The following is an 11,052-nucleotide window of genomic DNA, read 5'->3' as shown; positions in this document are numbered from 1 at the left end:
TGACCCCATGCCGAACTCAGAAGTGAAACGCCGTAGCGCCGATGGTAGTGTGGGGTCTCCCCATGCGAGAGTAGGGAACTGCCAGGCATCAAATTCGTTCCTTTTCCCCTGACAAGGAAAATAACAGGAACAGACGGGTATCAGCCGGTTGCTGATAGCTGTGAAAGAATCGGTGGAGCGGTAGTTCAGTTGGTTAGAATACCTGCCTGTCACGCAGGGGGTCGCGGGTTCGAGCCCCGTCCGTTCCGCCACTTAATGGGTAAGCCCTGACTTAACGGTCAGGGCTTTTTCTATTGCATCGAATAAAAGCCGGCGTGTTTCCATAGCAGCGCGGCGGTAAGCCGCCAGCGCACAGAGCGGGATCTATTAAGGTAACTCTGTCGTCGAACGATCCTCGATCTGCCAGGGTTGATCGGCAGTCCATTCACTGAGAAAATCGATAAAGGCACGTACCCGCTGGCTCAGGCCAATATCACTGTAATAGACTGCGTTAAAGGGCATCTCAACCGGCAAGCGCTGTTCCGCCAGCACCTCTACCAGTTTCCCCTCGGCAATTTCACGATCGATCATATAGTCAGACAGGCAGGCAATACCGTTACCGGTCAGGCTCAGTTGTTTGATGGTTTCGCCGCTATTAGACGAAATTTCCCAGGTAATGTCATAAAGTTCACCACTCTCCTGGGCGACAGGCCAGCGGTTAAGACGTGACGGATCGACGAAGCCGAGACACTGATGCTGCGCCAGATCCGCCACCGTTTTCGGCGCCCCGTACTCTGCCAGATAGGCTGGCGACGCAACCAGCTTGCGGAAACTGTTAAATAACAGTCGTGCGCGCAACGTCGAGTCTGTCAGGTTGCCTGCACGTATCGCTACGTCGACTTTACGCTCAATAAGATTGATAAAACTCTCCGACGAGATCAAAGAGAGCGTGATTTCAGGATAACGATCCCGGAACGGTTTGATCATCGGCATCAGTAAATGCAGGATCACCGGCGTGGCGGCATCAACCCGTAGCAATCCCTTCGGGGCCTGCAGGCTTTCGATCAACTCGCTTTCAGCGGTCGTCATCTCCTGCAGGAAGCGTTGTACGTGGCGGAAATAGCGCTCGCCCTCCTGGGTTAGCGCCAGCTGACGGGTGGTGCGGGTCAGCAGCGCGACGCCCAGCTTGCCCTCCAGCTTTTTAATTGTCCGGCTGACGGCAGAGTTCGCCATCCGCATCTGTTCAGCAGCGCGACTGAAGCTTCCACTTTCTACTACACTGACAAACACTTTGAGCTCGTCGGAAGACGCCTTCATTACTCCTCTCCGTATTGTGACCTTACCCGGAATGCGGTACCCGGCTGATATACTGTGCCAGGGGCAATTTTTATCATCATTATAGGGGAGAACAGCCTCTGGCTGATCTATGCGATGCCTGTTTCAGCAGAGCAGATAAAGCAGCAGATTTATCGCTGAAAAGTGGGCTGGATTCCGACATTGATCTGCATCCATTGAAACCCCGGACTAAAATCCCTATAACAGATCAGTGTTATCTGTTTTTGAACCATCAGTCAGGCGGGAAAGTGCGCAAAAAAACTTATGCAATGCGATATGTTGCGGGACAACCAGCGGAACAGATTTTTCCGCCGGGCGCGATGCTACATCTCGGTCAGGGACTGCCGCCCGGCGTGCCATTGCCCGCTCATCCTAACCTGAAAGTTCTGGTATGGAATATTTTTAAGCAGCAACGTGCCGACTGGATGTCAGTGCTGGAAGGTTTCGGTAAAGATGCGCACCTGGTGCTGCTGCAGGAGGCGCAGACCACACCGGAGCTGGTTGAGTTTGCCACCAGTAATTATCTGGCCGCCGATCAGGTGCCTGCCTTTGTGCTGCCTCAGCATCCCTCAGGCGTGATGACGCTGGCTTCGGCTCACCCAGTCTACTGTTGTCCGTTGCGCGAGCGTGAGCCGCTTCTCAGGCTGGCAAAATCGGCTCTGGTTACCGCATACCCGTTACCGACCGGCGAGATGCTGATGGTAGTCAACATCCATGCGGTGAACTTCAGTTTAGGCATAGACGTTTACAGCAAGCAGTTGGGACCGATTGGCGAACAGATCATGCATCATCGCGGACCAGTAATCATGGCGGGGGATTTTAATGCCTGGAGCCGCCAGCGTATTAATGCGCTCTATCGCTTTGCACAGCGGATGAAACTGGAGGAGGTGATGTTTACCGCCGATCATCGCCGCAAAGCGTTTGGCCGCCCGCTGGACTTCGTCTTTTATCGCGATCTGGCTGTCAGTGAAGCCTCGGTACTGGTCACACGCGCGTCTGACCATAATCCGTTACTGGTGGAGTTTAATCCAGGAGGTTAATAGGTATGGATGGACGTGAAACCGGCTGGTGGTAAAAGGGCAGGGCGAAGGCGGGAGAGATCAAAGAAAAAGGCTGACAATTGTCAGCCTTTTCAACGTATCAGGTATCAGGATTCGCGTTATTATTCACGAACAGCGTTAAATTATCGCCGGGCTGAATATCTTTCGCATTGTCCAGTACACTGTTCCAGCGCATCACGTCTTTAATATTGACGCCGTGATGCCGTGCAATACTGGCAAGAGAATCACCCTTACGAACACGATAGGTGATGCTGTTGCCGTTATCAGCCAGTCGGGTGCCGTTCGAACCGATAGTCAATGTCTGACCCGGTCTGATATCCGCACCACGCAGGTTGTTATCCTGCTTCAGTGTACTCACGCTAACGCCAAGTTTAGAGGCAATCCCTGACAGGGTATCACCCCGTCGCACTTTGTAACCGCCACTGGCGCTGGCTTTCGCGAGCTGGGTCGGTTGCACCGCTGCGATATCACCGGAAGCCAGTGAGTTACGCAACTTAGCGACGTTGGACTTCGGCACCATAATGTAGTGCGGTCCGTTTGGCGCTGTCGCACCGCCTTTGTAGCCGGTATTGAAGCTCTTCAACTTAGTGAGCGACATACCCGCCATTTCTGCGGCCTGCGTCAGTTTTATCTGCTGACCCACTTCCACGCGTGCCAGAGCACGGCTTTCGTTAGGCGTCGGCAGTTTGATACCGTAACGCTTGTTATTTTTGAGCAGTTCACTCAGGGCTAACATTTTCGGCACATACACCGTGGTTTCGCGTGGCAGCGATAAGTGCCAGAAGTCAGTCGGCTTACCGCGCGCCTTATTCTGCTTAATCGCTTTGAGCACCCGTCCTTCACCACTGTTATAGGCGGCAATGGTCAGTAACCAGTCACCGTCGAACATGGTGTTAAGACGCTGCATCATATCCAGCGCAACTTTGGTGGATGCAACGACATCACGTCGCCCATCGTAATATTGGTTCTGTTTCAAACCATAGTTACGACCCGTTGCCGCAACAATCTGCCAGATACCAGCGGCATTGGCAGATGAGGTTGCGCGGGGGTCAAAAGCGCTCTCCACTATGGGTAGCAGTACCAGTTCCATCGGCATTTTACGTTTCTGTATCTGCTCGACTATCCAGTACATGTACGGCTCTGCCCGTAATGTTACATCGTGGAGATAGCTCTTATTTTTTAAAAATTTACTTTTTTGTTCGCGGATTCGCGGGTTTTCCGGAATCCCCATCTTCAACTCGTCACTAATGAAACTCCAGAGATCTGCGTCTGCTGCGAGGCCAGTTCCATCTTCCTGCCAACGCGGCGACAAAAACTCGTCTCCGTACTTTCCATTTTCACCTTGACCAGCTGAAGACAGACTCTGGGCATGCTGTTCGGGGATATTGGCGTCATTCCTTGATGCCTGACATCCCACCAGCAAGACCGAGGCGAGTAATATCGCTTTAGCCTTCATGTGTGTGTCAATAGTTCGCTTAAAAGACGAGCAACTATACGTGACGCGTTTTCACAACACAACCCGAAAAATCAAAAAGCGTCTTTCTTCTCGCGTAGAACGGCAAATGTTTGCCATACCGGTCCTGTAGCTGAATTAACACTTAAAGCCCTTTGCAAATCAGCATCTTGGGTACGGAGAAATAAATTTATTGTCCGTTCGTGCGCCAGTTTTGTTGGCAAACTAATGCCATTTTCGGCACGTAAGTCCTTAATTTTCTGATATTCGGCCGTTATTTGCGGGTCATGAGGCAGAATAGCCGCAGCAAACTTCAAATTGGATAAAGTATACTCATGCGCGCAACAGACCAGTGTTTCGCCGGGTAGCTGATTAAGCTTTTGAAAGGAATCATACATTTGTTCCGCAGTCCCCTCAAAAAGGCGTCCGCAACCGCCTGAAAAAAGCGTATCGCCACAAAAAAGATAAGGCGAACTGTAATATGAGATATGTCCTAAAGTGTGTCCGGGTGTCGCGATCACCTCGAAGGTCAAACCCATCACCTCGACCCGATCACCTTCATGTACCAGGGTCTTCGCCCCTTTACTGGCGGTTTCCTGTGGACCGAAAACCTCAAGCTGCGGGAACTGCTCGCACAGTGCTTTTACCCCACCGGTGTGATCGTTATGGTGATGGGTTAGCAGGATAGCGACCGGTTGCCAGCCGTTGGCTGCCACTTTTTCTAATACCGGTTGCGCTTCACCCGGATCGACAATCAGGCATTTCCCTTCATCATCTGTCAGTGTCCAGATGTAGTTATCCTGCAACGCAGGAATACTGGTAAGATTCATCATCACCTCTCGCAGGCCGTAGGAAAAGGAAGATGGTAAAGCATGAAGCCCGCTAAAACACGCCAGATTCTGAATGCGCCGCTCTCATGGCGCGATATGCCATGGGGAGACTATTTTCGTGACGCGCTGACGCAGCAGCTGCAGCCTTACCTTGGAAAGCTTTATGGCTTTCATATGCTTAAGCTTGGCAACCTGAGCGCAGAAATCAACACTGAAAACTGTGCTATTTCACATCAGGTCAATGTCGGCAGTGAAGGCGAGCTGTTACAGGTACTGGCAAATCCGATGCAGCTGCCGTTTGAATCGAAATCGATTGATGCCTGTTTACTGGCGCATACCCTGGCGTGGAGCCAGGACCCGCATCGGGTATTACGCGAAGTCGATCGGGTCTTAATTGACGATGGCTGGATGATCATCAGTGGCTTTAATCCTTTCAGCCTGCTCGGCGTCAGTAAAATCGTGCCGGGTTTACCGCGTAAGGCACCGTGGAGCGGCAGGATGTTCAGCCAGATGCGATTACTCGACTGGCTGGGGCTGCTCAATTATGAAGTGGTCTTTCGTACCCGCTTTCAGGTGCTGCCGTGGCATCGGCAGGGTGGAAAAGTGATCAGCGCCCACCTGCCGGCGCTGGGCTGTCTGAATATTGTGGTGGCGCGCAAGCGGACCTTCCCGCTGATTCCGACCCGGGCGAAGAAAAGCCTGAGCACCAGTAAGATTCGTCAGACGGTCAACGCCACGCGCCAGTTCCGGCAGAAAGAGGATCAGGATTCAGTTTTATAACCGATGTCATCAAAGGCAGGATTCTCAGCAGCGCTGCGCGCCAGTTCATCACAGCGCTCATTTTCCGGATGTCCGGCGTGGCCTTTTACCCATTCCCACTGAATCTGGTGGGTACTGAGCGCAAGATCGAGACGCTGCCAGAGATCGACATTCTTCACCGGTTTTTTATCGGCCGTTTTCCAGCCGCGTTTCTTCCAGTTGTGGATCCAGCTGGTAATCCCCTGACGGACATACTGACTGTCGGTGCTGAGCACCACATCGCACGGCTGTTTCAGCGCTTCAAGCGAGACAATCGCCGCCATCAGCTCCATCCGGTTATTGGTGGTGAGGTGATAGCCGGCGCTGAAGGTTTTCTCATGCTGGCCGTAACGTAAAATGGCGCCGTAACCGCCGGGGCCGGGATTTCCAAGACAGGATCCATCGGTGAATATTTCTACCTGTTTGCGCATCTCTGGTAGACTTCCTCTCAAAAACGCTAAGTCTGACATAAAACGGGTCTTATGAGCACTGCAAATAACCGCCAGATCGTACTCGATACTGAAACCACCGGCATGAACATGATCGGGGTACATTATGAGGGTCACCGCATCATTGAGATTGGTGCGGTCGAAGTGATTAACCGTCGCCTGACCGGTAACAATTTTCATATGTATCTGAAGCCCGATCGGCTGGTGGATCCGGAAGCGTTTGGCGTGCACGGCATTGCAGACGAGTTCCTCGCTGACAAGCCCACATTCAGTGAGATTGCCGATGAGTTTCTCGACTATATTCGCGGCGCTGAGCTGGTAATCCATAACGCGCCGTTTGATATCGGCTTTATGGACTACGAATTTGCCAAACTGCAGCGCGGTATCGAAAAAACGGAAACCTTCTGCAAGATTACCGACAGTCTGGCACTGGCGCGCCGGATGTTCCCCGGCAAGCGCAACAGCCTTGATGCGCTCTGCTCACGCTATGAGATCGACAACAGCAAACGAACCCTGCACGGCGCACTGCTCGATGCCGAGATCCTCGCTGACGTATTTCTGACCATGACCGGCGGTCAGACCTCACTCTCATTTTTATCGGAGAGTGAAAGCGCCCGTCAGGCGCAGGGGGAGAGCATTCAGCGCATTGTGCGTCCGGCATCCGCTTTACGGGTGGTGACCGCCAGCGATGAGGAGATCGTCGCGCATGAATCGCGTCTCGATCTGGTGATGAAGAAGGGCGGCAGCTGCCTGTGGCGCGGCTGAAGTCAGTGATTTTGCGGGAAAAATCAACGCGAAGGTGAAAAAACCAGCAAACGGTTTTTTCCTCCGGAAAAAGCGTTGACGTGGTGGGAGCCTGCCATTAATATTCGCCTCGTTCTCGACGGGGAACAAAGCGCGGAGCGGTAGTTCAGTTGGTTAGAATACCTGCCTGTCACGCAGGGGGTCGCGGGTTCGAGCCCCGTCCGTTCCGCCAATCTCTTTAAAGAAGCCGATTCAGTAATGAATCGGCTTTTTGCTGTCTGCGTGTTACCCACTGCTGGTGTGTTTAATCCTTTTGCACCGCGACGTTACTGCGCCAGCTGCTCACCTCTTCGGTTTCACGATCCTCGCGGGCGATAAAGCGATAACAGCCTGCCGCCAGACCTGCACCGATAAACCAGCTAAAGTTCGCTACCTCATGCAGTGACGGAATAAAGCTGATGACCAGACAGATTGCGACCGAAGGCAGCAGTGCGCCAATCGCTTTCGGATTAAAGCCGCCGCGATACCAGTAACGGCCCGCCGGGGTGTCATTGAACAGATCGTTCACATCAATACGGCCACGCTTAATCAGATAAAAATCCGTCAGCAGAATGCCGAACAGCGGTCCGATAAAGGAACCCAGCACGTCGAGGGTATAGTGAATCAGCTCCGGTGACTGGAACAGGTTCCACGGCGTTAACAGCACCGAACCCACGGCGGCAATCATTCCGCCCGTCCGGAAGCTGATTTTCTGCGGCGAGCAGTTAGAGAAGTCGAACGCCGGTGAGACAAAGTTGGCCACGATGTTGATGCCGATGGTGGCGATAATCATGGTCAGCAGGCCAATTGCCACCGCGAGGTCATTACCGACCCGGCTCACGGTTTCGATTGGGTCGGTGATCATTTTACCGAACAGCGACTGGGTGCCAGAGACAATCACCACCGTCACAATCGAAAACAGCAGAAAGTTGAACGGCAGGCCCCAGCGGTTACCGCGACGGATCTCCGCCATGCTTTTGCCGTAACGTGAGAAATCACCAAAGTTCAGCAGCGGGCCGGAGAAGTAGGAAACCACTAACGCGGTAGCGGTAATCATCTGCCACGTCTGCTCACCGGCTGACAGCGACTTGCTGGCGAGAGTGAAAGAGATACCATCAAAACCGGTCTTGTATACAATCCAGCCGGCCAGCGCCACCATCACCACATAGACTGCCGGACCGGCGACATCAATAAAGCGCTTGATGGCGCTCATGCCGTGCCAGAACACCATCGCCTGCAGCAGCCACATGGTACCAAAGCAGCACCAGCCCAGCAGCGACAGACCCAGCCAGCTGGTTTCGGTCATCGACGACAGTGACGGCGCAAACTTCAGCAGGACCAGCATCAGCGCGTTGGCGGCCAGATAGGTCTGAATGCCGTACCACGCAAAGGCGATCAGTCCGCGAATCACCGCCGGTATGTTAGCGCCAAACACCCCAAATGCCTGACGACAGATCACCGCGTAAGGCACGCCCGCCATCTGGCTCGGTTTCGCCACCAGGTTGGCGCAGATCTGCACGATACAGATGCCCACCAGCAGACACAGCAGCACCTGCCAGCTGGCTAACCCCAGCGTAAAGAAGCTGGCGGCCACCACATACCCGCCCATGCTGTGCACATCCGACATCCAGAATGAAAAAATGTTGTACCACGACCAGTTCTGGTCGCGGGTCGGCGCCAGGTCGTCGTTACACAGCCGTGGGCTGTAGCTGGCGTTGGCTTCAGAGGCCTTGCTGGCCACCGTTGAATGATTTGGCATGAAACCTGCTCCTCTACCCGAGAGTGGAATGAATAATTGCGTGAAAGCGTATTGCAGGATTCAGGCCAGATTTGTTTTCTTGTATACAAAAATTATTGTTCATGTATACGATATGCTGCGCACAGTCACCTACCGGAGCGGGTAATGAAGAGTAAAACAGGCCAGCGAAAGGCCGCCGAACTGCATGATAAAGATGAGGCTATCTACCAGGCGTTGATGAACGCGATTGTTGAACATCAGCTGCCACCCGGCAGTAAATTACCGGAAGAGGCCCTCTCTGCGGTGTTTGGTGTCAGTCGCACCGGGATCCGTAAAGTGCTGCAACGCCTCGCGGCAGTGCAAATGGTGACTCTGACGCCCAAACGCGGTGCACAGGTTGCCACCCCGGGCGTTGACGAAGCGCGCGATATCTTTCGTACCCGCAGTTTAATGGAGTGCGCCAACCTGCCCGCGGTGCTGGCGCATCTGCAGGCACCGCATCTGGCGGCGCTGGCGCAGTTAATCGCGCAGGAGAATCAGGCTCATGCCGACCAGGATGGCCCGGCCGCGATTCGGCTGTCGGCCGCGTTTCATATTCAGTTGCAGGCTATCTCCGGCAATCAGGTGCTGACCGAGATGGTAACCCGACTGACGCAGCGCTCATCGCTGGTGATTGCCGCCTATGGCGCGCCCTGGCAGCACGGCTGTCGCTGTGACGATCACACTACGCTGCTCAGCCTGCTGCGCGATCGCGCCCTGGCACCGCTGACGCAGGCGCTGCAGCAGCACTTCGAACACATTGTCTCCAGCCTGCACTTTGAACGCAGCGGTGAAACCCTGCCCGATTTCGCCCGGCTGTTTGGCACGGATAAAGGAAATGCATCATGAGCCTGATTCAGGTCATCAACCCGAATACCAGCCTGGCAATGACCGAAACCATCGGCCAGGCAGCCCGCGCCGTGGCGGCTCCGGATACCGAAATTCTGGCCGTCTGCCCGACGCACGGCGTGCCGTCGATTGAGGGTCATTTCGACGAAGCGATAGCCGCTATCGGTGTGCTGGAGCAGATCAAGCTGGGTAAAGCGCAGGGCGTCAGCGGCCATGTGATTGCCTGCTTTGGCGATCCGGGTCTGCTGGCGGCGCGGGAGCTGGCCAGCGGTCCGGTGGTGGGAATCGCGGAAGCGGCGATGCACACCGCGACGCTGCTGGCGACGCGTTTCTCGATTGTTACCACGCTGCCGCGCACGTTGGTGATTGCACGCCATCTGCTGCAGCAGTATGGCTTCAGCCATCACTGTGCAGCGCTGCACGCCATCGATCTGCCGGTACTGGCACTGGAAGATGGCAGCGGACTGGCGCAGGAGAAAGTGCGCCAGCGCTGCATCCAGGCGAAGCGTGAAGATGGCAGCGGGGCGATTGTGCTGGGCTGCGGTGGTATGGCGACACTGGCCGCTTCCCTGACGCAGGAACTCGGCCTGCCGGTGATTGATGGCGTCGGTGCAGCGGTCAAAATGGTCGAGTCGCTGGTGGCGCTTGGCTTTGGCACCAGCAAATATGGCGATCTGGCCTGGCCTTTGCAGAAACCTCTCTCAGGTGCGTTTCAGCATCTAAACTAACGGAACTCTCCCGATTGATGACAGGAAGCGAGTAATGACTGACGCTGCAGAGAAGAAAGAGTACAGCTTTAACAAAAACTATCCGCGCGATTTAATCGGTTATGGCGCCAATCCGCCGCACGCCGCCTGGCCCAACAACGCCCGCGTGGCGGTGCAGTTTGTCCTGAATTACGAAGAAGGAGCGGAAAATAGCGTGCTGCACGGCGACGCCGGCTCGGAGCAGTTTCTCTCCGACATCATTGGCGCGGCCAGTTATCCGGATCGCCATATGTCGATGGAGTCGCTGTATGAGTACGGCTCACGCGCCGGCTTCTGGCGCATCCATAATGAATTCCAGAAACGCGGTCTGCCGCTCACCGTGTTTGGCGTAGCCATGGCGCTGGCACGTCATCCGGAGATTGTTGAGGCGATTAAACAGGCGGACTACGATGTGGTGAGCCACGGCTGGCGCTGGATCCACTATCAGGGAATGGACGCCAAAACCGAACGCCAGCATATGCAGCAGGCGGTGGATGTGCTGATCGACCTGTTTGGCAAAGCGCCCACCGGCTGGTACACCGGCCGTGACAGCCCGAACACCCGCCGTCTGGTGGTGGAGCAGGGCGGTTTCAGCTACGACAGCGATTATTATGGCGACGATCTGCCGTTCTGGACCCAGGTCACCTGTCAGGATGGCACGGTCAAACCGCACCTGATCATTCCTTACACCCTGGAGTGCAACGACATGCGTTTTGCCTCGCCACAGGGCTTCAATACTGCCGAACAGTTCTTCACCTATCTGCGCGATACCTTTGATGTGCTGTATGAAGAAGGCGAAACGGCGCCGAAGATGATGTCGGTCGGCATGCATTGCCGCCTGCTGGGGCGTCCCGGAAAATTCCGTGCGTTGCAGAACTTCCTCGATCATATCCAGCAGCATGATGACGTCTGGATTTGCAGCCGTCAGCAGATTGCCGAGCACTGGATCAAAACGCATCCGGCACCGGACGCACCCTGAGGTCAGCGCAAGG

The 11,052-nt window shown here is 54.7% G+C and carries 11 protein-coding genes, 2 tRNA genes, 1 rRNA gene and 1 pseudogene; 9 read left to right on the top strand and 6 right to left on the bottom strand.

The window, feature by feature from the left end; translation table 11 throughout:
• Nucleotides 1–87 (top strand): 5S ribosomal RNA (gene rrf, locus FHW04_RS14805); the annotation flags it as partial.
• 87 nt (nucleotides 88–174) lie between these two features.
• Nucleotides 175–251, top strand: a tRNA-Asp gene (locus FHW04_RS14800).
• Nucleotides 252–366: 115 nt separating this feature from the next.
• Here FHW04_RS14800 and yafC read toward each other — a convergent pair.
• Nucleotides 367–1,296, bottom strand: coding sequence for a DNA-binding transcriptional regulator YafC (gene yafC / locus FHW04_RS14795; protein ID WP_089562378.1), 930 nt, complete (start codon nucleotides 1,294–1,296; stop codon nucleotides 367–369).
• Between the two features lie 266 nt (nucleotides 1,297–1,562).
• Here yafC and FHW04_RS14790 point away from each other — a divergent pair, with 266 nt between their 5' ends.
• Entirely contained in the window at nucleotides 1,563–2,354 is a 792-nt protein-coding gene (locus FHW04_RS14790; protein ID WP_031377451.1) for an endonuclease/exonuclease/phosphatase family protein, read from the top strand.
• 100 nt (nucleotides 2,355–2,454) lie between these two features.
• On the opposite strand, the gene mltD is transcribed toward FHW04_RS14790, so the two are convergent.
• Complete coding sequence (mltD, locus tag FHW04_RS14785; RefSeq protein ID WP_089562377.1) at nucleotides 2,455–3,831, bottom strand: murein transglycosylase D; 1,377 nt, start codon at nucleotides 3,829–3,831, stop codon at nucleotides 2,455–2,457.
• A gap of 71 nt (nucleotides 3,832–3,902) precedes the next feature.
• A complete protein-coding gene (gloB, locus tag FHW04_RS14780) occupies nucleotides 3,903–4,658 on the bottom strand; it encodes a hydroxyacylglutathione hydrolase (protein ID WP_069728178.1) in 756 nt (251 codons plus the stop codon).
• Nucleotides 4,659–4,700: 42 nt separating this feature from the next.
• On the opposite strand from gloB, the gene FHW04_RS14775 reads away from it, so the two are divergent.
• Complete coding sequence (locus FHW04_RS14775) at nucleotides 4,701–5,438, top strand: class I SAM-dependent methyltransferase (protein ID WP_031377454.1); 738 nt, start codon at nucleotides 4,701–4,703, stop codon at nucleotides 5,436–5,438.
• On the opposite strand, the gene rnhA is transcribed toward FHW04_RS14775, so the two are convergent.
• Nucleotides 5,420–5,887, bottom strand: a complete 468-nt coding sequence (gene rnhA / locus FHW04_RS14770; RefSeq protein WP_031377455.1) for a ribonuclease HI — start codon at nucleotides 5,885–5,887, stop codon at nucleotides 5,420–5,422. The genes FHW04_RS14775 and rnhA overlap by 19 nt on opposite strands.
• A 49-nt stretch (nucleotides 5,888–5,936) precedes the next feature.
• Nucleotides 5,937–5,999: pseudogene (locus tag FHW04_RS14765) on the bottom strand (hypothetical protein); the annotation flags it as partial.
• On the opposite strand from FHW04_RS14765, the gene dnaQ reads away from it, so the two are divergent.
• On the top strand, nucleotides 5,990–6,670 hold the full coding sequence (gene dnaQ, locus FHW04_RS14760; RefSeq protein WP_353848065.1) for a DNA polymerase III subunit epsilon: 681 nt from the start codon (nucleotides 5,990–5,992) through the stop codon (nucleotides 6,668–6,670). The pseudogene FHW04_RS14765 and the gene dnaQ overlap by 10 nt on opposite strands.
• Before the next feature lie 134 nt (nucleotides 6,671–6,804).
• Nucleotides 6,805–6,881 (top strand) — tRNA-Asp (locus tag FHW04_RS14755).
• A gap of 72 nt (nucleotides 6,882–6,953) precedes the next feature.
• Here FHW04_RS14755 and FHW04_RS14750 read toward each other — a convergent pair.
• On the bottom strand, nucleotides 6,954–8,447 hold the full coding sequence (locus FHW04_RS14750; RefSeq protein ID WP_069727890.1) for an NCS1 family nucleobase:cation symporter-1: 1,494 nt from the start codon (nucleotides 8,445–8,447) through the stop codon (nucleotides 6,954–6,956).
• Nucleotides 8,448–8,591: 144 nt separating this feature from the next.
• On the opposite strand from FHW04_RS14750, the gene FHW04_RS14745 reads away from it, so the two are divergent.
• From FHW04_RS14745 to puuE, 3 genes are read left to right on the top strand one after another with little or no spacing between them, the layout of a single operon-like run.
• Nucleotides 8,592–9,314, top strand: a complete 723-nt coding sequence (locus FHW04_RS14745; RefSeq protein WP_089562376.1) for a GntR family transcriptional regulator — start codon at nucleotides 8,592–8,594, stop codon at nucleotides 9,312–9,314.
• A complete protein-coding gene (hpxA, locus tag FHW04_RS14740; RefSeq protein ID WP_069727892.1) occupies nucleotides 9,311–10,042 on the top strand; it encodes an allantoin racemase in 732 nt (243 codons plus the stop codon). The genes FHW04_RS14745 and hpxA overlap by 4 nt, the downstream gene beginning before the upstream one ends.
• A gap of 34 nt (nucleotides 10,043–10,076) precedes the next feature.
• Nucleotides 10,077–11,039, top strand: coding sequence for an allantoinase PuuE (gene puuE, locus FHW04_RS14735; protein WP_089562375.1), 963 nt, complete (start codon nucleotides 10,077–10,079; stop codon nucleotides 11,037–11,039).
• Nucleotides 11,040–11,052: the final 13 nt, after the last annotated feature.

This window comes from Pantoea sp. AN62 (genome assembly GCF_050432985.1).
GTDB lineage: Bacteria > Pseudomonadota > Gammaproteobacteria > Enterobacterales > Enterobacteriaceae > Pantoea > Pantoea brenneri.
Note: the sequence above shows the minus strand (reverse complement) of the source record. Positions and strands in the feature narration are given on the sequence as shown.

What these genes read in the sequence shown, in the direction of transcription:
- gloB (WP_069728178.1), bottom strand. Translation starts at nt 4,658, where the DNA reads ATGAATCTTACCAGTATTCCTGCGTTGCAGGATAACTACATCTGGACA.
- dnaQ (WP_353848065.1), top strand. Translation starts at nt 5,990, where the DNA reads ATGAACATGATCGGGGTACATTATGAGGGTCACCGCATCATTGAGATT.
- FHW04_RS14745 (WP_089562376.1), top strand. Translation starts at nt 8,592, where the DNA reads ATGAAGAGTAAAACAGGCCAGCGAAAGGCCGCCGAACTGCATGATAAA.
- hpxA (WP_069727892.1), top strand. Translation starts at nt 9,311, where the DNA reads ATGAGCCTGATTCAGGTCATCAACCCGAATACCAGCCTGGCAATGACC.
- puuE (WP_089562375.1), top strand. Translation starts at nt 10,077, where the DNA reads ATGACTGACGCTGCAGAGAAGAAAGAGTACAGCTTTAACAAAAACTAT.
- FHW04_RS14775 (WP_031377454.1), top strand. Translation starts at nt 4,701, where the DNA reads ATGAAGCCCGCTAAAACACGCCAGATTCTGAATGCGCCGCTCTCATGG.
- mltD (WP_089562377.1), bottom strand. Translation starts at nt 3,831, where the DNA reads ATGAAGGCTAAAGCGATATTACTCGCCTCGGTCTTGCTGGTGGGATGT.
- rnhA (WP_031377455.1), bottom strand. Translation starts at nt 5,887, where the DNA reads ATGCGCAAACAGGTAGAAATATTCACCGATGGATCCTGTCTTGGAAAT.
- yafC (WP_089562378.1), bottom strand. Translation starts at nt 1,296, where the DNA reads ATGAAGGCGTCTTCCGACGAGCTCAAAGTGTTTGTCAGTGTAGTAGAA.
- FHW04_RS14750 (WP_069727890.1), bottom strand. Translation starts at nt 8,447, where the DNA reads ATGCCAAATCATTCAACGGTGGCCAGCAAGGCCTCTGAAGCCAACGCC.